13 protein-coding genes are annotated in these 19,512 nt (G+C 72.5%); 5 read left to right on the top strand and 8 right to left on the bottom strand.

What is annotated here, in order from left to right; genetic code table 11:
- Window positions 1-72 precede the first annotated feature (72 nt).
- Together AB0395_RS12585 and AB0395_RS12580 are read right to left on the bottom strand one after the other, a co-directional pair.
- The gene (locus AB0395_RS12585; RefSeq protein WP_366279953.1) at window positions 73-1,593 is read right to left on the bottom strand and encodes a glycerol-3-phosphate dehydrogenase/oxidase; all 1,521 of its coding nucleotides are present in this window, start codon (window positions 1,591-1,593) and stop codon (window positions 73-75) included.
- Complete coding sequence (locus AB0395_RS12580) at window positions 1,590-2,243, bottom strand: TetR/AcrR family transcriptional regulator (RefSeq protein ID WP_366279950.1); 654 nt, start codon at window positions 2,241-2,243, stop codon at window positions 1,590-1,592. The genes AB0395_RS12585 and AB0395_RS12580 overlap by 4 nt, the downstream gene beginning before the upstream one ends.
- Window positions 2,244-2,289: 46 nt before the next feature.
- Here AB0395_RS12580 and AB0395_RS12575 point away from each other — a divergent pair, with 46 nt between their 5' ends.
- From AB0395_RS12575 to AB0395_RS12565, 3 genes are all read left to right on the top strand, one after another.
- Window positions 2,290-3,996, top strand: a complete 1,707-nt coding sequence (locus tag AB0395_RS12575; protein ID WP_366280124.1) for an FAD-binding oxidoreductase — start codon at window positions 2,290-2,292, stop codon at window positions 3,994-3,996.
- A gap of 192 nt (window positions 3,997-4,188) precedes the next feature.
- Window positions 4,189-5,703: a metallophosphoesterase gene (locus tag AB0395_RS12570; protein ID WP_366279947.1), complete on the top strand. Its 1,515-nt coding sequence runs from the start codon at window positions 4,189-4,191 to the stop codon at window positions 5,701-5,703.
- Between the two features lie 35 nt (window positions 5,704-5,738).
- A complete protein-coding gene (locus AB0395_RS12565; protein WP_366279944.1) occupies window positions 5,739-7,343 on the top strand; it encodes a bifunctional 3'-5' exonuclease/DNA polymerase in 1,605 nt (534 codons plus the stop codon).
- A 106-nt stretch (window positions 7,344-7,449) separates the two neighbouring features.
- On the opposite strand, the gene AB0395_RS12560 is transcribed toward AB0395_RS12565, so the two are convergent.
- The 5 genes from AB0395_RS12560 to AB0395_RS12540 form a co-directional block, all read right to left on the bottom strand.
- Window positions 7,450-8,754 carry an MFS transporter gene (locus AB0395_RS12560; RefSeq protein WP_366279941.1) on the bottom strand — a complete coding sequence of 435 codons (1,305 nt, stop codon included), beginning with the start codon at window positions 8,752-8,754 and terminating at the stop codon, window positions 7,450-7,452.
- Between the two features lie 149 nt (window positions 8,755-8,903).
- A complete protein-coding gene (locus AB0395_RS12555; RefSeq protein ID WP_366279938.1) occupies window positions 8,904-10,952 on the bottom strand; it encodes a serine/threonine-protein kinase in 2,049 nt (682 codons plus the stop codon).
- Window positions 10,953-11,111: 159 nt separating this feature from the next.
- Complete coding sequence (locus tag AB0395_RS12550; RefSeq protein ID WP_366279935.1) at window positions 11,112-12,518, bottom strand: DUF1116 domain-containing protein; 1,407 nt, start codon at window positions 12,516-12,518, stop codon at window positions 11,112-11,114.
- Window positions 12,515-14,065, bottom strand: a complete 1,551-nt coding sequence (locus AB0395_RS12545; protein WP_366279931.1) for an FdrA family protein — start codon at window positions 14,063-14,065, stop codon at window positions 12,515-12,517. Before AB0395_RS12545 ends, AB0395_RS12550 begins: the two co-directional genes overlap by 4 nt.
- Entirely contained in the window at window positions 14,062-14,964 is a 903-nt protein-coding gene (locus AB0395_RS12540; protein WP_366279929.1) for a DUF2877 domain-containing protein, read from the bottom strand. The genes AB0395_RS12545 and AB0395_RS12540 overlap by 4 nt, the downstream gene beginning before the upstream one ends.
- Window positions 14,965-15,155: 191 nt before the next feature.
- Here AB0395_RS12540 and AB0395_RS12535 point away from each other — a divergent pair, with 191 nt between their 5' ends.
- Together AB0395_RS12535 and AB0395_RS12530 are read left to right on the top strand one after the other, a co-directional pair.
- Entirely contained in the window at window positions 15,156-16,718 is a 1,563-nt protein-coding gene (locus AB0395_RS12535; protein ID WP_366279926.1) for a PucR family transcriptional regulator ligand-binding domain-containing protein, read from the top strand.
- Between the two features lie 10 nt (window positions 16,719-16,728).
- Window positions 16,729-16,950, top strand: a complete 222-nt coding sequence (locus AB0395_RS12530) for an RNA-binding S4 domain-containing protein (protein ID WP_271221225.1) — start codon at window positions 16,729-16,731, stop codon at window positions 16,948-16,950.
- 3 nt (window positions 16,951-16,953) lie between these two features.
- Here the strand turns inward: AB0395_RS12530 and AB0395_RS12525 are convergent, their stop codons facing one another.
- Window positions 16,954-19,227: a germacradienol/geosmin synthase gene (locus AB0395_RS12525; protein WP_366279923.1), complete on the bottom strand. Its 2,274-nt coding sequence runs from the start codon at window positions 19,225-19,227 to the stop codon at window positions 16,954-16,956.
- Window positions 19,228-19,512 lie beyond the last annotated feature (285 nt).

Raw genomic sequence — 19,512 nt, 5'->3', positions numbered from 1 at the left:
TTCCTCTCATTCCTCTTCCTCTCGGGCTCCGACCCCGAGCCGATGGCGGCGGCCCCGGTCCGCGACCGTCGCTCAGCGGGTCAGTGCCGACTGTGCCATGGGCAGGGCGGCCGCCCTGTCCTCGGTGACCAGGCCGATGCGCGTCCGGCGGTCGAGCAGGTCGTCGACGTCGAGCGCTCCCTCGTGCCTGACGGCCCAGACGAGCTCGGCCCCGGTGACCCCGGTCGGCAGCGGCTCGGCCAGCGTGGGGTCCTCCTCCGCCAGCGCCTGGACCGCCGCGGCCTCGCTCCCGTAGCGCTCGGTCAGCCGTCTCGGCACCCCGTGCGCGTTTCCCTTCGGGGTTCCGTCCGCCTCGGCGCCCGCTCCGATGAGGGGCAGGCGCGCCGTACGGCTCCCGCCCGCGGCCAGCCCCCGCCGCCGCACCGCCAGGTCGACCGCGTCCTCGGCCATCCGCCGGTACGTGGTCAGCTTCCCACCGACGATTGTCACGACCCCGTCGCGGGAGACGGACAGCGCGTGCCTCCTTGACAGATCGGCGGTGCGCCCCTCCGCGGCGGGAAGCGGGCGGAGCCCGGCGTAGGCCCCGGCGACCTCCCGCCTGCCGACCGCGACCCCGAGCACCGAGTTGAGCACGCCGAGCAGAAACGTCACGTCGCCCTCCGGCACCTGCGGCACGTCGGGCACGGGGCCCTCGAGCGGTTCGTCGGTGAGTCCGACGTGGATCCTGCCGTCCGCCTGGGGGAGTACCAGAACGAACCTGGCGCGCTCCCCCGGAATCGGCACGTGCAGCCCGGCCGCGAGGCCGGGCAGGGTCTCGGGCCGGAACACCAGGTGGGTGCCGCGTGAGGGCCGCATCCGGACGTCCGGGACGAGCAGGCCCGCCCAGACCCCGGTCGCGTTGACCACCGCCCTGGCTCGGATCATGAAGGTGTCCCCGGTGAGCTCGTCACGGGCCAGCGCCCCGTCCCCAGCCAGCTCCAGCGCCCGGCAGCGGGTCAGGATCCTGGCCCCGTGCGACGCGGCCGTTCTCGCGAGCGTGACCACGAGCCGGGCGTCGTCGACCAGCCGCCCGTCCCAGGACAGCAGGGCACCGCGCAGGCCGTACGGGTTCAGCGGCGGGGCGAGACGCAACGCCAGCGCGGGGGAGATCCGCGAGGGGCCGGGGAGGAGACGGCGGGGCGTGCGGGCGGCGATCCGCAGCCCGTCGCCGAGCCGGTAGCCGGCCATCACCGTCGCCGCCCCACCCCGGGAGACCGCCGGGGTCAGCGGCATCAGGTACGGCTGGGCCCGCACCAGATGTGGGGCGGTGCGGCCGAGCAGGATCCCGCGCTCGACCGCGCTCTCGTGCGCCACCCCCACCTGACCTCTGGCCAGGTAGCGGAGGCCGCCGTGGATCATCTTCGAGCTCCACCTTGAGGTGCCGGACGCCAGGTCACCGGCGTCGATCGCGGCGACGGAGAGGCCTCTGGAGGCCGCGTCGAGCGCCACGCCCGCCCCGGTCGCCCCGAGCCCGACGACCAGCACGTCCACCACGAGGTCACGGGTCTCGGCGAGCTCTCGCGCGCGCCTGACCGCGTTGAGGGAGGAGTTCATGGTCTGAGATACCTCTCCAGGAGTGCCGTCAGCTCGGCGTCCAGGTCGTCCCCGGTGAGCGGAAAGAACAGGGCGGGGCCGGAGAGCAGGAACGACTGGGCGGTCAGCACGACCGTCCGGGCCAGCCTCGCCGGGTCGTCCCGCCGTACGGTGCCCAGCTCCTGGCCCCTGGCGACGGCCGACTCGACGAGCGAGAGCATGACCTCATGGCTGGAGCCCCTGCGCTTGAGCAGGTACGGCAGGAGCAGCTCGGGGTCCACCTCGACGATCTTGCGCCAGAGCGGATGGTCGCGCAGCGCTCCCACCGTCGCCACCGCGGCGGTCACCGGGTCCTCGGTGGCGAAGCGGCCCGCGACGAGCACCCACTCGCGGGTCATCAGGTCGGCGACGAGGCCGCGCACGTCGGGCCAGCGCCGGTAGATCGTCATGCGGGACAGCCCGGCCCTGCGGGCCACCTCGGTGAGGGTGGTGCGCCTGACTCCGACCGCGAGCACCACCTCCCTGGTCGCGTCGAGGACCGGGTCGAGGATCGGATCGGCGCCACGGCCGGAAACCGGGGCGGTGTCCGGGGCGCGATCCTGAGCCTGGCCGCGAAGCGGGCCGGAGGTCGGAGTGTCGCCGAAGGGTGCGTTGTGACGAATGGACGTCATATGTCACAGTGTAGAGGTGGAAACTCCGAAGAACACCGCCGAGCCGATGCTCTGGTCAGGCTGGGGTGATCCCGAGAAGGCGTCCGAGCTGCCGGAGCCCGTCAGGCTGCTGCTGCGGGACCTGCTGGGCGTGCGCGCGCCGCGGACGCCCGCGGTGGGCTTCGGCGAGGTCAGGCTACCCGTGGCGGCACTGCCGCAGGCCGTCCTGGACGAGCTGCGCGCAGCCGTCGGCGCCGACCACGTCCGCGTCGACGACGAGGCCCGCGTCCGGCACACCCGAGGCAAGTCCACCCCCGACCTGATGCGCATGCGCGCGGGCGACGGCTCGCAGGCGCCGGACGCCGTGCTGCTGCCCGGCTCCCACGCCGACGTGCTGGAGGTGTTGCGGATCTGCTCCGCCCGCCGGGTCGCGGTTGTCCCGTTCGGTGGGGGCACCTCGGTCGTCGGAGGGCTGGCGGTCGGAGAGCGGGGCTTCACCGGAGTCGTCGCGCTGGACCTGGGCAGGCTCGACCGGCTCGTCTCGGTGGACGCCGAGTCGATGGTGGTCGAGATGGAGCCGGGACTGCGCGCGCCTCAGGCCGAACTGCTCCTCGCCGAGCACGGGTTCACCCTGGGGCACTTTCCCCAGTCGTTCGAGTACGCCACGCTCGGCGGGTTCGCCGCGGCCCGATCCAGCGGTCAGGCCTCGGCGGGCTACGGCAGGTTCGACGACATGGTGGTCGGCATGACGGTCGCGACCCCGCGCGGCACCCTCGACCTCGGCCGCGCGCCCAAGTCCGCCGCCGGCCCCGACCTGCGCCAGGTGATCCTCGGCTCTGAGGGCGCCTTCGGAGTGATCACCTCGCTCAGGCTCCGCGTACGGCGGGCTCCTGAGGAGCAGCTCTACGAGGGCTGGCGGTTCGCGTCGTTCCGGGAGGGCTCGGCCGCGCTGCGGCGGCTCGCGCAGGACGGCCCGCTGCCGACCGTGCTCCGGCTGTCGGACGAGACCGAGACGATGGTCGGCCTGGCGAAGCCGGGGGAGATCGGCGCGTCGGCGGCCGAATCGGGCTGCCTGGTCATCGTGGGCTACGAGGGCTACGAGGGCGCGGGAAAGCCGGAGCGGCCGGAACAGGCGCAGGAGCCAGGAGAACCGGCGCAGGCGGCGGGGTCCGGGCGGTCAGGGCAGGCCGCCGGGGGAGGCCGGGGAGGCCGGGACAGGCGCGGCGGGGAGGTCGCCGCGCTCCGGGAGCGCGTCGCCGCCGTGCTGTCCGGGCTCGGCGGCGTCTGTCTCGGCACGGGACCCGGCGAGTCATGGGCGCGTGGCCGCTACTCGGCCCCCTATCTGCGCGACTCCCTGCTCGCGGCGGGCGCGACCGTGGAGACCCTGGAGACGGCGGGGTTCTGGTCCAACCTGCCCAGGCTCTACGAGGCCGTGCGCCTGTCGCTCACCGCCTCGCTCGGCGCACCGCTGGTGATGTGCCACGTCTCCCACGTGTACGCCACGGGCGCCTCCCTCTACTTCACGGTCGTCACGGCCCAGGACGACGCCCCCGTCACGCAGTGGGAGAGGGCCAAGAGCGCGGTCAACGAGGCGATCGTGGCGGCGGGCGGCACGATCTCGCACCACCACGGCGTCGGCCGCGACCACCGCGAGGCCTACGCCGCCGAGATCGGCGAACTGGGCGTGGAGATCCTGCGCGGGATCAAGGAACGGCTCGACCCGGCGGGGATCCTCAACCCCGGCGTGCTCCTGTCTCCCGGATCGCGGGCGTAGGGCCGGTCCGCGCCGAGCCGGGCGGTGGGAGGGGCAGTGGCTGATCCCCGTTTCCCGCGGGAGGCCGTTCTTCCCAAGGGTGCCTCCCGTTTGAAATAGGATGCCTCCCGTTTGAAATCTACGATGTAAAGGCGCTCGGACGAGTGGATTCACGCTGAAACGGGTGCGGCTTCGTGATATCGCCATCAAAATATGACCATGGTGGATGTCGGGCAGGCCGCGGAACGCGGGCGTGAGGTCTCCTCCCGGGTCTCGGAGGAAGGGGCGGGCTGGGCCTGCGCCCAGATCGGCACCTTTAAGAAGCTCGTGCCCGGCAAGGAGACCTTCAGCTGGCTCAGTCCGCGCACCCTGTGGAAGTCGAGGAACGAGATCCTCGCGGGCCTGTTCGGCGACCCCTCAGGCCAGGTCAGGGGGCGCTGGGTGGCGTCCCAGCACGACCGGGGGATCGATCCCTCGTTCCGGATCCCGATGGACGTCGGGCCCGAGTTCTCCTTCCTCGTCCTCGGTGACACGGGCGAGGGCGACTCCTCGCAGTACGCCGTCGTTCCCGGCCTGCTCAAGCTCGGCGCGGACACGGACTTCGCGGTCATCGCCAGTGACGTGATCTATCCGGCGGGGTCGGGCAACGAGTACGAGAACAAGTTCTTCCGCCCGTACGAGGAGTACCGGGCGCCGATCTACGCGGTCCCGGGAAACCACGACTGGCACGACGGACTCGGCGGCTTCATGCGGGTCTTCTGCGACGCCCCCGCGCTGAAGGCGGAGCGGGAGGGGTTCAGGCTGTCGCCCGCCGGGCTGCGCGGGCTGCTGTGGCGCAAGCCGGAGAAGATCGACGAGGCCCGCCTCGCCAAGGCGCACGAGCGCAGGGCCCTGCCTGTGCAGCGGGCCGCGCAGCCGGGGCCGTACTGGGCGATGGAGACGCCGGGCCTGCTCATCGTCGGCGTCGACACCGGCATCCGCGGCGACCTTGACCGGGAACAGGCGCGCTGGCTGCGCGAGGTCTCGCGAGATCCACGGCCCAAGCTCCTGATCACCGGCAAGCCGATCTACGTCCGCAACGACTACAAGCCGTCCAGGCTCGAGGGTGGCGGCACGATCGACGACATCGTCGCCGATCCCGCGCACAACTACGTGGCGGCGATAGGCGGCGACGTCCACAACTACCAGCGCTTCCCGGTCAGGACCGGCGGCCGGACGATCCAGTACATCGTGGCGGGCGGCTCAGGGGCCTTCATGCACGCGACCCACACCACCCCCAGGGTTACGGTCGGCGGCGTCCACGAGGACAACTACAGGTGCTACCCGCTGCGCGGCGATTCGCTGTCGTTCTACAGCAAGCTCTACAGCGAACGGCTGCGCATGCGCTGGCTCTACCTCACCCCAGAGGAGGGGGTCGCGCTGATGTCGAAGCAGATCGGCAACACCCCGCCGAGGGACATCAGGCCCGTTCCCATCACCCGGCGGATGCGGTGGGCCGCGCGGATCCTCGGCGGTTGGCCGATGCCGTTCCGGCTTCCTGTCGGCAGGGTCTTCCACCGCTACCTGTCCGAACTGTCCGACTGGGACACACCGCCGTTCTTCAAGAGCTTCCTGCACGTCTCGGTGACACCGACGAGCCTGAAGATCCGCTGTTTCGCCGCGACCGGCTGCCTGCCGCAGGAGATCGAACCCCCGCTCGAGGACGAGGTCGAGATCTCGCTCGCCTGATCGGAACTGTCGGTCCGGCGTGACAGGCTGGACGGATGAACGTGGCAGTGGCCGCTGGGTCCGGCACCTCGGGTGTCCTGCGCCCCGACGGGCAGGAGGCCAGGACGGTCGCTGATCTGGCGGCGGCCGTCCGGGAGATCGAGGCCGGTCCTGGGCCCGCGCCCCGCTGGGTCTGGGCGGACACGAGGGAGGTCTACCCCGCGCTCCTGCGCGCGGGAGTGCGGCTGGCGCGCTGCCACGACCTGGCCTTGACGGAGGGGCTGCTGCTGGGTTACGAGGGGCGCTACGGCGAGCCCCGTTCCGCGTGGGCCGCGCATGCCAGGCTGCACGGCCTGCCGGTGCCCGAGGACCACCACGAGCCGCAGGCGCGGCAGGCCACGCTGTTCGAGGAGGAGCCGCCCCCGCCGGACGCGGGCCTGGTCGCCGAGGTCCACGCCGACCAGCTCCGGCGGATCGAGGCCGTCGCCGACCCCGGGCGGTTCCGGCTGCTGGTCGCGGCGGAGTCGGCAGGGGCGCTGGTCGCCGTGGAGATGGCTCACGAGGGCATGCCGTGGCGGCGGGACGTGCACGACGAGTTGCTGACCGGGCTGCTGGGCCCGCGTCCCGTGCACGGCATGCGCCCGGCCAAGCTCCAGGCCCTGGCTGACCAGATCGGGGTGGCCTTCGGCGGCCCGTTCAACCCCGACTCCCCGCAGCAGATCGTCAAGGCGTTCAAGTCGGCGGGCGTGCCCATCGCCTCGACCAGGGCCCACGAGATCAAGGACGTCGACCACCCGGGTGTCGCGCCCCTGCTCGCCTACAAGGAGCTGGCCAGGATCTACAGCTTCCACGGCTGGGTCTGGGCCGACCAGTGGGTGCGCGACGACCGCTTCAGGCCCGAGTACGTCGTCGGCGGGGTGGTTTCGGGACGCTGGGCGACCAGCGGCGGCGGCGCGCTGCAGATTCCCAAGGTGATGCGCAAGGTGGTGGTCGCCGACGAGGGCTGGACGCTGGTCGTCGCGGACGCCGCCCAGCTCGAACCCCGGGTGCTGGCCGCGATGGCGGGCGACGGCGGTCTGGCCGGGGCCGCCGGGCAGATCGACCTCTACCAGGCGCTGGCCCAGGCGTTCGGCGGTGAGCGCGACCACGCCAAGATCGCGCTGTTGTCGGCGATGTACGGCGGGACCAGCGGCGACGCGCCCAAACTGCTGGCGATCATGCGCCAGCGCTTCCCCAGGGCCTACCAGTTCGTCGAGGACGCCGCGCGGGCGGGAGAGGAGGGCAAGCTGGTCCGCTCCTGGCTCGGCCGCACCTGTCCGCCGCCCTCCGCCCGTTGGCGGGAGTTGGTCTCCGGTCCCGAGGGAGCCAGGGCGGCCCGCGACCGGGGGCGCTTCACTCGCAACTTCGTGGTCCAGGCGACCGCGGCGGAGTGGGCGCTCACGCTCATGGCGGTGCTGCGCGGGCTGCTGCCCGCCCCGGCAGCGCTGGTGTTCTTCCAGCACGACGAGGTGATGGTGCACTGCCCCGCCGAGCTCGCCGACGAGGTGGTCGCGGCGGTCGGCAGGGCCGCGGAGGAGGCGACCAGGCTGCTGTTCGGCCAGACCCCGGTGCGCTTCCCGATGCAGGCCGTCGAGGTGCGCTGCTACGCCGACGCCAAGTGACCCGGTGCTTCGCTCTGTGGCGGTCGCCCGCCGGGGCGTCACGCGCCTGTGGGCGCCGGGCGTCCGCTGGGTGATCGTCGCCGGGGAGCGGCGGTCGCCGGGGCCGTCAAACGCGTCTGAGCGCCAGCCAGCCGCCGGTGATCGTCACCATGACCGCGACGACCGTGCAGAGCAGGCCGTAGGAAAGGGTGCCGACGACCACTCCGGCGATCACCGCGCCCATCGCGCCGCAGACGTTCATCAGCAGGTCGGACAGGCCCTGTACGGCGGGGCGGTGCTCCAGCCGTACGGCTTCGCTGAGCATCGCGGAACCGGCGATCAGCCCGCAGGACCAGCCGGCGCCGAGCAGCGCAAGCCCGGCCGTCACCCGTGGGACGTCCTCCGTTCCCGCCCCGCCGGCGAGGACGGCGGCGGCCAGCAGCAGTCCCATGCCGAGCACGAGGACCGGGACCCGGCCGATCCGGTCGGCCAGCCAGCCGACCACCGGGGACAGGATGTACATGCCCGCGATGTGCAGGCTGATCACGATGCCGATGACGGAGTAGGTCGCGCCGCCGTGATCCAGATGGACCGGTGTCATGGACATGATCGACACCATGGCCGTGTGGCTGACCGCGATCGCGATGAGGGCCTGTGACGCGGCGCGGGTCCGGCGTAGGGCGTGCCACGCGGTGCGCAGTGTGCCTTCGTGCTTGTCCGTGGACGTGGACGCAGACGCGGACGCGGTTGCTGGGGCAGGGGGAACGGCACTGGCGGGGGCGCTCTGGGCAGTGGCGTCCTGGGCGGGGGCGGCCTGGACGGGAGTGGTCTGGGCGGGCGCGGCCGGGGCGGGGGTGGCGACCGAGCGGGCCACCAGCAGCGGGTCGGGTCGCAGGCCGACCGCGATGACGGCCAGGGCGATGGCGAAGGTCACCATGGAGAGCGCGAAGGGGCCCGTGTCCGGTGCCAGGCCGAGCGCGCGGCCGAGGTGTTCGGCCGGTTCGACGAGGTTGGGGCCCGCGACGGAGCCGATCGTCGTGGCCCACACCACCCAGGACAGGTGCCGGGCGGAGTGGCCGGGAGGGGACAGGTCGGTCGCCGAGTAGCGGGAGGCCAGGCTGCCCGCGCTGGCGCTGCCGAACAGGACCAGCCCGGCGAGCAGCAGCGGCCACGACCGCACGGTGATGGCGGCCACCACGATCACGCAGCCGAGCAGGGCGCATCCGTAGGCCAGAGCCAGCCCGGCTCGCCGCCCGCCGCGGCCCGAGGTCCTGGCGGTCGGCAGCGCCAGCAGCGCGGCACCGAGCACGCCCGCGGTCCCGGCCAGCCCGCTGATCGTCACGGAACCCGAGAGCTGGGCGACCACCAGTGAGCTGAGGGAGAGTCCTACGGCGGTGCCGATCCCACTGGTGATCTGCGCGGCGGACAGCACGATGAGCGTCCGCCGCTGCAGGCTGGCTATTTCCCTCGTTTTCTTATGGGAAATGGTGGCATTTGAGGGGATTGCGGTCACAAGTGAATTTTGTCATCGCTTGTAATTTTTATGCGACCGGATATCCCGGAAGTCGGATATGTCGGATGTCAGCCGTTCGGCTCGAAGGTCGCGAAGAAGATGCGCAGCAGTTCGGCGCTCTCGTCCCAGTCCAGGTCCTGCGCGGTGAACGCGATCAGGTAGGCGTTCCGGTCGTCGACCGCGACGTAGCGGGTCAGCCCGTGCATGGGGACGGCGCCCGGGGACCTGACGTAGGTGTACTCCCAGTCGGCGGCCTTCCACGTGCCGTACGGCACCGCGGTGACGCCGACCTCGGTGTACTCGTCCAGGCCTTCCTTGCCGACCCTGCCGAGCGCGGTCACCGGGTCGGCGACCGGCGTCTGGGTGACGACGATGCTCAGCCCGCTGTTCTTCGGCCCGTAGAAGGTCAAGGCCCCGCCGTTCCCCCGCCGCACCGTCCACCCCCTGGGCAGCGCGCCCGAGACGCGCCCCGCGCTCAGTGTCCTGTATCCGGCGGGCACCTCGACGCGTTGCGGGGACGGCGACGCGGGATCGGAGGAGGCGAGAAGCATGGGGGAGGGGTTGACGCCCTCGGCCTCCGAGGGCTGCGAGGTGCTGAAGGGCAGCAGGAAGAACAGCGCGGCGGCCACCGCGGCCAGCACCGCGACCGCGCAGACGACGATCAGAAGGAGGGCCGGGCGCCCGCCACGCATCCAGCGCCCTCCGTCGGCCGCCCTGCGGCGCGAGCTCCTGCGGCTTCCCGCCCGGCCTGCCGGTGATCTGGGGGTCCGTGCGGCCTCCCGTCCCGCTCGCGATCCCGTCCCGGTGGGGACGGTCTCACCGGTCAGCCCGCGGGCGTCCGGGGGCGGCCCTGGCGCGACGCCGGGGGGCTCTTCGAAGGAGGGAGGACGCCCGAGGTCGGCGGCCGGGCTGCGCAGCGCGTCGTACCCGCGCCTGTGGCCGCCCGTCCGCGTGCCGGGTGAGCCCGACGCGGACCGGTTCCTGGAGGTCGTGTCCGTCAGGTCCGCGTCGAGAAGGTCCCGCGGCTCGCCGGGTGAGTCGGAACCGCCGAGCGGGAGTCCCTGCGCGTCGTAGGGCACTCGCACGGGACCCGACGGGGTCTCGATGATCCGCGAGGGGAACGGTCCCGGTGGGGAGTCCGGCGGCGGCAGGAGCTGCATTGACGCGAGGTCGTCGAGGGACGGCACCGGCGGGGCGGTCTGCACGGCGGCGGCCTGGCTTGAGGTGGCCGAGCCGTGGCTGCGCAGCACCCGGTCCAGCAGGTCGGCCACTTGCGCGGCGGTCATCCTGTCGGCGGGGTTCTTGCGGAGCAGGCCCTCGATGACGGCGATCAGCGCTCCGGCCCGCTGCGGCCTGTTGGGCTCCTGGGTGAGGATCGCGCCGAGTACGGCCACCGCGTCCGGCCCCTCGTACGGCGGGCGCCCCTCGACCGCCGCGTACAGCGTGGCGCCGAAGGACCACAGGTCGGCGGCGTACGTGAGTGGCCTGCCGGACAGCCGCTCCGGCGGGATGTAGGCGGGCGAGCCCATCAGCAGGCCGGTCTGGGTGATCGAGACGTCGCCCTCTATCGCGGCGATGCCGAAGTCGGTGAGCACCACCCGGTCGGAGGTGAGCAGCACGTTGCCCGGTTTGATGTCGCGGTGCAGCACTCCGGCGCCGTGGGCGTGGCGCAGCGCGTCAAGCATCCTGACGGCGATCTCGGCGGCCTGGACGACCGGCAATGGCCCGTTTTTTCGTACGGCCTGCTCCAGGGACCAGGCGCGGACCAGCTCCATCACGATCCAGGGACGGCCGTCCTCCTCGACGACGTCGTGGACGGTGACGATTCCCGGATGGCTGAGCCGCGCGGCGGAACGGGCCTCACGCAGCATGCGCCGGTGCGCCGCCCGCAAGCCGTCCTCGTCGAGCCCGTGGGGGAGGATCAGCTCCTTGACCGCGACGTCGCGGTCGAGCAGGACGTCGTGCGCGTGCCACACCACACCCATACCGCCCCGGCCGACCGGTGACAGGAGGCGATAACGCCTGCCGACCAGCCTGCTCTGCCCTTCCGCTCCGGTCGCGCCGATGGTGTCGCCCTCCGAACCGATGGGGGGCTTACCGAGCAAGCGATCGGTCATCACGCCCCGTCCCCACAACCAACCTTATGCGCAAGGCTGGACACGATAGCGGGATCGTGTCGGGCAACGGAAGTTGATGTATCGCGAACATGTCCGAGGTGTCCGTCATCGACGGATCTTTCCTGTGATGTCGGCCTATGCCCCGGCGCGACCGCAGGGTCAGCCGCCGCGCCCGTCCCGGGAGGCCGCCTCGGCCAGCGCGGCCAGCGCGGAGGTGAAGGCGGAGGCGGGCGGGTTCACCAGGCCCGCGCCGACCTGTCCCGTGCCCGCGACCCTGCCCGCGATGCCGGTGTTGACGGTGGGCAGCAGGCCCGTCCTGGCGACCAGCGTCACATCGACGCCGACCGGTGTGCCGCGAAAGCCGAGGCCCGGGATCTGGTAGGCGGGGTGCTCGGCGAGGGTGATCTCGTACATGGCGCGGGTCGCCGCCGTCGCGGCCGAGACGTCGCCACCGACGAACCGGACGATCGCCGGGGCCGCCGCCATCGCGAAGCCGCCCAGACCCGCCGTCTCCGTGATCGTGGAGTCGCCGATGTCGGGGTTGGCGTCCGCGGGGCCGTACGCGCCGAGATAGAGGCCGTCCGGCACGCCTGCGGGTCCGGTGAACCAGCGGTCGCCGAGCCCGGAGACCTGCACGCCGAAGTCGGTTCCGTTGCGGGCCATCGCGACGACCATGGTCGAGCCGGGGATGCCCCTGGCGGCGTCCGCGCTCACCTTGCACGCCGCCATGCCCGCGTTGAGGAAGAAATGGTCGTTGCCGTTGACGAAGCGCAGCACCTCGGCCGCGTGAGCGGGGGAGGCGTCCACGACGCCGGGGGCCAGCTCCCGCACCAGCAGCGAGGTGGCGGCGCGGTTGCGGTTGTGCAGCTCGTCGCCCATCTGCAGGGCCTGCGCGATGAGCGCCCTGAGATCCAGCGGTCCGGTCAGCTCAAGGGTTTCGCGCAGCACGGGTCCGAGCACCTCACCCATCCAGCGCAGCCGTTCCAGCACCTCGGCACCGTAGGCGCCGTAGCGCAGCACCTTGCCCAGGCCCTCGTTGAGCGAGCAGTACGCGGTGCCGCCGTGTTCGGCGTCACGCACCTCGAACATCCACATGGACGGGCTGACCACGCCCGCCATCGGCCCGACCGCTCCCCGGCCGTGACAGGGTTCGAGGTGGGCCCGCCCCTCGGCGAGCCGCCGTTGCGCCTCCTCGGCGTCTGAGGCCAGCCCCTCGAGCAGCATCGCCCCGATGAGTGCGCCGCGCATCGGCCCCGAGGCGCGCTCCCAGTCGATCGGCGGCCCCGCGTGCAGGAACGAGCCGACCGGCAGGTCCAGCGCCTCGCCCGCCCGCCGTACCCCGATGAGCTGCGGCCTGGCGGACACCATGCGGCCGACCGCCGTCTCGTTCGCCCGGGCCCTGCGAGGGTCGGCCAGCACCCGGGCGATGTCGCCTTCCGTGCCCGGCAGCGGCGGGCGCCAGTCGACGCCCGCCCTCGGTACGGCCTGCGCGTCCAGTGCCTCGCCGAGCGCCTCCGCCCCCACCGTGATCACCCGGGGTTCCCCAGAGAGCATGGGCAGCGTCATCGGGCACCTGCGACGAGACCGGCCGCATGCCCCGCGGCCTGAGCGTTCGAGGCGAAGACCGCGGCCCCCGCCGCCCGCAACGCCTCCGCCTGGGCCTCAAGCCCCTGCGGATCGTCCCGCGAGCCGACCAGCGCGACCACGACCCGCACGCCTCTGGCGACGGCGGAGGCGATCCCCGGGGCGAGCCCGGCCGCCGGGTCGGGGTCGGCGGTGTGCCCGAGGACCACGTCGAGCAGTGCGACGTCACCGGACGGCACCCGGGTCAGGGCCTCGAGGCGGAGCGAGGGGTCGATCATCGGATGGGCCCTGCCCCGGGTGTAGGCGTCGTCGCCGAAGTCGGTGAACTCCCCGGCCCCCGCGACCAGGCGGGCCTCCGCGCACAGGGTGCCCCCCGAGTAGACGCCGCGCAGCGTCCCCGTGCCGGGAGCCCCGTGCGAGGCCCCCGTGCCGGCCGTTGCGCCCGCGCCTTCGCCGGGAGCCCCGTGCGGGATTCCCGCGCCGGGCGTCTCACCGGTGCCCGCCTGCGTACCGGGTCCGGCCGGGAGATCGTCGCCGGTGCCGGGCGCGGGCCACGAACGCCACACCGGAACCGGGACGCCGAGCGCCCGTAGGACGGTCTCCGTCGCGGCGGTCAGGTCGTCGCGTCCGGGGCCGAGCAGCGCCGTCACCACCGGGGTCGTGAGGCTTCCCACCGCTCGCCGTACGACGTCCTCGACCTCGGGGGCGGGCGGCTTGGAGATCAGCACGATCAGCTCGGTCGCCGGGTCGGCGTCGAGCGCCGCGAGGGCGCGGAGCGTGGACAGCCCGCCGACGTCCGAGGACAGGTCCCTGCCGCCGACGCCCAGCACGTGGCTGACTCCGACGCCCGCCATGTCCAGCAGGCACATCACCTGCTGCGCGCCGGTTCCAGAGGCGGCCACGATCCCGACGGGGCCCGGTCGCAGTACGTTCGAGAAGCCGAGGCCCGCGCCTCCGATCACGGCGGTGCCGCAGTCGGGCCCCATGACCAGCAGCCCCAGCTCTTCGGCACGCCGTTTGAGCAGCACCTCCTGCTCGACGGGGACGTTGTCACTGAAGATCATCACAGGCAGGCCCGCCTCGATCGCGTCCATCGCCTCGGCGAACGCGTGCGGCCCCGGCACGGAGACCAGGGCCAGCGTGGCGACGCCGTCCCCGACCCCGCGGCGGGCGGCCGCGCGCACGGTGCGCGGGGGCTGCCCCGCGGCCCTGCCCACGCCACTGCCCACGTCACCGCCCGCGCCGCCCTCCGTTCGCGTCGTCAGGTCGGTGAGCAGCCGGTCGAGCTCGGCCGCCGCCGCCTCAAGCTCCACGGGCCCACCGCTTCGCAGCGCGATCAGCAGGTCGCCCTGCCCCGCCTCGGGAAGGTCGAAGCCCAGCTCGGCGGCGATGCCCCGGTTGAGCTCCGTGGCCATCGCCACCACCGCGACCTCGACCCCGGGCAGCGCGGTCACCGCTCTGCTGACCCGCATCAGGCTCACCGAATCGTGGTAGACCCCGGGGCGGACCCGGACCAGGTCGGTGCTCAACGGCTCCCGCTCTCCAGCCCGACGACGGCGGCGAGGCCGACGCGCACCCCCCAGGCCAGGTCGGCCCCCGAGGTGTGGCCGACCTGGAACAGCCGGTGCAGGGCGGCCTCCAGTGACTGCCGACCGGCCACGCCGCGCAGCACGGCCAGCACCTCGCCGCTGGCCTCCCCCCTTGCGGCGCAGTGCAGCAGCGTCGCGGAGATGGGGGTGGTCCTGCTGCGCGCGTCGAAGGTGACCGCGGCGGCCAGCCAGTCGGCGAGCCAGACGGCGCGGGCCACACCCGCGGCGGTGCCGAGGTGGCGCAGCGCGACCAGCAGCCCGGCGAGCATGTCGTCGCCGCTAGGGGTGAGGCCGGGACCGAGGCCGACGAGCTGCTCGGCGGCCGTGACACCGTGCAGCAGCGAGCCCTCCGCGCATCCCCCGGCGAGCAGCTCGGCGGCGCCGTTGCCCTCCAGTCCAGGTCGCCTCGGCGATCGGTCGCACAGTTCGGTCATCACGGGCAGGCAGGAGGCCAGCCGTACGGGATCGATGGCACCGAGCGGCGGAGCGGGGTCCCACCAGCGGTGCGCCCGCAGGCCGAGCCCGCCGATCTCGATGGAGCCGTCGCCCACGCACGCCTCGTCCCCGACGGAGACCCGGGGCAGCGGATCGTTGATCACCATCGCGTTCGGCAGCCGGACCGCGTCTCCGGAGACCACCGCGATCACGTGGGGTTCGAGTTCGGTGCGGAGCTCCAGATAGATCCCGGTGGGGAAGGCGGCGAGCACACGCGCGGGGCGACGGGGTGACTCGAGCACCTTGCGCAGGGCCGTGCTGGCGGCGCCTGTCGCGTGCGCCCGCACGTGCCCTCGTTGGGTGCCCTGTCCCCGCTGGGCTCTCGGACGCGTTCCAACGGTCATGAGATCCCCTCACTGCCTTTCATCCGTGCTCGTAACCACCGGTTCCCGGTCAGGATCACGCACGGACGCCCCCGGTCCACTGACCTGACGGTAGAACGCGCGCCGATCCTCTCCGTACGGAGAAAGGTGCCAACAGTCAGCCCAAAGGTTGGCTCTTCCTGACAGACGCCCTCATCAGTCACAATCTCTTCATGGAACCTCCCGTACGGCTGGCGAGCACCGGAACGATCACCCACGGCGTCGCCGTCGGGGAGGTTCTCGGCGTCTCGACGCTGGCCGGAGCCAGGCTGATCGCGGGAGGGCGCGGCCTGGGCCGGATCGTGCAGCGGCTCAACGTGATGGAGGTTCCCGACATCCTCGCCTGGGTGAAGCCGAACGAGCTGCTGCTCACCACCGGATACCCGCTGCGCAACACCCCGCAGTCGCTCGACAGGCTCGTGAGCGACCTGGACGAGCGCGGGCTGGCCGCGCTGGCCATCAAGCTCGGCCGCTACCTGGACCGGCTGCCGGAGGAGATGGTCAAGCAGGCCGACCGGCTCGGTTTCCCGCTCATTCAGCTTCCCGACGACGTCGGCTTCGACGACATCCTCAACCAGGTCCTCACCGACATCCTCAACCGGCAGGCCGCCGTGCTGGCCAGGGCGGAGGAGGCGCACCGGGCGCTGGTCCAGGTCGTGCTCGCGGGAGGCGGGCTGCGCGAGGTGACCGCGGAGGTGGCCGGGCTGCTGGGCGTCGCCGTCGCCGTGCTCGACGGGGCGGGGCAGGTGCTGGCCGCGGCCGGGCCCGCCGAGCAGGTGACCGAGCTGCGCGCCGCGCCCGAAGGGCATCACACCTCGGTCCCCGTCGTCGCGGGCGGCCACCACCACGGCCGGATCGTCGCCCGCGCTCCCGCCGGAGCGGCCGGCGACAGCGACGTCGGCATCTTGGAACGTGCCGCTACGGTCGCCGCGCTCGTGGTCACCCGGCAGGAGGCGGTGAACGCGGTCGAGAGCAAGTACCGTGCCGACTTCCTGCGTGACGTGCTCACCGGTAGGGCGGGCGGCTCCGAACGGGTCGCCGCGCGGGCCAAGGCCTTCGGCTGGGACCTGCAACGCCCCGTCACCGTCCTGGTCGCCGAACTCGACCCGGAGGGCGACGAGCGCGTCGCCCAGGACCGGCTGGTCACCTGCTGGACCAGCGCGATGCGCCGCCACGACAGGCACGGCGCCGTCGCGGGCTTCTCCCATGAGGTCGTCACCATCGTGGACGCGGCCGTCGACACGGGCCGCCTGGCCAAGGACGCCGTCGCCGCGTTCGCCGAATGCCTGCCCGCGACCTTCTCGACCGGCGCCAGCCGTACCGCCGTCGGGGCCGAGGCTCTGCCCGAGGCGTACGGCCAGGCCGTGAAGGCGGCCAGGGTCGGCCGTCAACTCCACGGCCCCGGCGCGGTCGCCCACTTCGACCAGCTCGGCGTCTACCGGCTGCTCTCCCTGGTCAACGACACCGCGGAGCTGCACGCCTTCGTCCGCGAGACCCTCGGCCCGCTCGCCTCCGACACCGACGCGGAGAACGGCGACCTGCGCAGGACCCTGCAGGTGCTCCTGGAGACCAACCTGAACGTCGCCGAGACGGCCCGGCGGCTGCACTTCCACTACAACACCCTGCGCTATCGGATCGGCAAGCTGGAACGGATGCTCGGCAACTTCACCGAGGATGCCCACCTGCGGCTGAACCTCACTCTCGCGTTGCACGTCCTGCGGATGCGCGGCATCTAGACTCTCGATCGTGAACGAGACCTTTGAGCTGGAAACCGACTACATCCCGTTGTGTGACCTGCTGAAGTACTGCGCCGTCACCGACACGGGCGGCCAGGCCAAGCACTTCATCGCCGAGGGCAACGTCACGGTCGACGGCCAGGTCGAACTCCGCAAGACCTGCAAGATCCGCGCGGGCCAGGTCGTGGCCGGGGACGGCTTCGAGATCCACGTGGTCGCCCCCGGCGGCTGACCGTCACGCCCGGCGCACCCGCGAGGCGAGGTCGCCGAGCCCGACCGGCCCGGAGGGCACCGTGACCCTGACCGCGGTGGTGCCCAGCCCGGAGGGCAGGAACAGCGGCGCCGCCGACCCCGCCGGGCCGTGGTGACGCCGCAGCTCGGTCTCGGTGTACCGGACGCACCTGCGGTGCCACTCCAGGATTCCCGACATCCACTCCTTGAGGCCGTCCGCGTGGCGGGTGAGGATCCCGCGGACCCGCTCGTCGAGGTCGAGCTCGTCGAGCAGCGCGGGCAGGTCGTGGGTGACGAGGTGCTCGAACTGCCGCATCCGGGCCGTCATCAGGTCGGCCACGACGTCCCTGGCGGTCAGCCGGTCCACGTCCAGGAAGTTCTCAACGACCAGCACCAGGTTGTGGACCTCTCCCTCGAACTCGATCTCCTTCTGGTAGGAGAACAGGTCGTTGGTGAAGGTGGCGTAGTCCTGTGCCGCGGTCTCCAGCTCGCGCATGGTCCGGGTCCGGTAGATCTCCGGAGGCACCGCGTCGTAGTGCGCGAGCTTGGCCAGGCTCATCGTCAGGTCGGAGCCGAACGTCCTGCGACGCATCTCGACGTAGTCGACCGGGTCGGGGACGCGGTTCTGGGCCTGGTTGTCCAGCTCCCACAGCCAGCTGGCCGTCATGGTCTCGATCGTCGCGCGGAAGTGCCGCCTGGCCGCCTCGTCCATCGGCTCCGCCGTACGGCGCCACAGGTCCGCCAGGCCCCGCTCGATCGGGTTCGCCGGTTCCGGGGTCGCCCCCGCGTCGATCGGCATGAACGCCGGCAGTCGTTCGTTGCTGAGCCTCGCCGCCGCGAGGCCGCCCGCGCTCCCGAACACCAGGGGGTAGTAGTCGTCGCCGTAGGTCCCCCAGGCCAGCCAGTCGGAGGACAGGTCGAGTTGTTCCCGGCTCGCGTCGGCGTGGATCATCGAGGCGCAGTGCGCGAAGTCGAAGCCGAGGAAGCGCCGCTCGTCCCAGACCCCGCCCGCCTCGACCCCGGGCACCGCGTCGAACATGCCCATCCGCCGGGCCCAGCCGACCGCGTGACGGCGGGCCGTTTCCAGGTGGGGGCTGGTGCGGACCGGGTAGGGCATGTGGAAGCCGGGCAGCGGCAGGTGACCGACCGGTTCGAACGGCGTGTGGGACTGCTGCCTGGCCCTGCGCAGCAGGCCGGGCCTCGTCGCCGCTGACGGCAGCCTGAGGGCCGAGGCGCCCAGGCCCGCCGGACCCCTCGCGACGACGGGCGCGGTGACGGCGCCCTCGTTCATGTAGCGGCTCGACCTCGCGTGCCACTCGTGGCCGCCGGACTGCCAGTCCTGCAGGCCCTTGACGTACAGGCCGACCCCCACCTGCTCGTGCGCGGGAACGGCGTGCTCGGCCAGCAGGGCCGGGACCTCGGCCAGCGCCGTGTTCTCGAACTGCAGCAGCCGGGAGGTCAGCAGGTCGTTGACCAGCTCGGCGGCCTCCTGCGTCGGGCAGTCGAAGAACCGCTCGAAGACCAGCACCGCGTTCGAGTTCTCTCCCTCCTCCCGGACCTCGCGCTGGTAGGAGAACAGGTCGTTGCGCAGGTGCACGGCGTCGGCGAACGTGTCACACAGCACGTGCAGCGGCCTCGTCGCGGCGAGCCCCTCCGGGACCTCGGCGCCGACGGCGTACTCGACGAGGTTGGCCGACCACGGCGCCCCGCCGACCCTCCTGCGCATCTGGACGTACTCGATCGGGTTCGCGATCCTGCCGCGGTCGATGTTGTCCAGCTCCCACATCGACTCGACCATCAGGTTGTGCGTGCTGGTGACGAAGCGCCGCCGCCACCCGTGCGACATCGCGGGCACCGTGCGCTCCCACAGGTCCTTCAACCCGGCCTCCGCCGGGTTCTCCGGCTCCGGCGGGGTCTGCCCCTCCAGGGTCATGAACAGCTCAAGGCGGTCGAGGTGCGCCTTCGCGCCCGAGAGGTCGCGGGAGTGCTTGAAGAGCTCGAGGAAGTGGTCGTCGAAGAAGAACACCCAGACGTACCAGTCGGTGATCAGGTCCAGGGCGGGGCCGTCGCAGTCGGGATGGGTGTAGGCGCACATCAGTGCATAGTCCATCCTGGCCAGCGCCTCCTCGTCCCAGACGACCCCGCCGCCGGGCTTGGGGGAGTCGAGCATGCCCATCTCGCGGGCCCAGGCCGCGCTGTGCTCGCGGGAACGCTCCAGGTGGGGGTTGAGCCTCGCGGGATACGGCATGTAGAAGTCGGGCAGCGTGAAAGCCTGCATGGGGGCGCGCCTACTCTCTAGGGCCGACTGGGGCGGTTCACTCAAAGTCGCGACATCGGCACTCACCGTACTCCATCGCCTCGTCGCGCCGGGAGATCTCCTGCCAACCTCCGTCTCCGATTTCGGCCTCCCGCCCAGGCCTCCCCCAGGCCTCCCGCCCAGGCCGTCCGCGGCACGGTCCCGCCGGGTTTCGGTCATGCCGCGTCCGGGAACCCTCCGTAGACCTTCGTCCGTCCCGTTGCCCGCCGACGGCGCGTCCTTGCCGCCGACGCGCACGGCGACCGC

Source organism: Streptosporangium sp. NPDC051023 (assembly GCF_040689595.1).
Classification (GTDB): domain Bacteria; phylum Actinomycetota; class Actinomycetes; order Streptosporangiales; family Streptosporangiaceae; genus Streptosporangium.
Note: the sequence above shows the minus strand (reverse complement) of the source record. Positions and strands in the feature narration are given on the sequence as shown.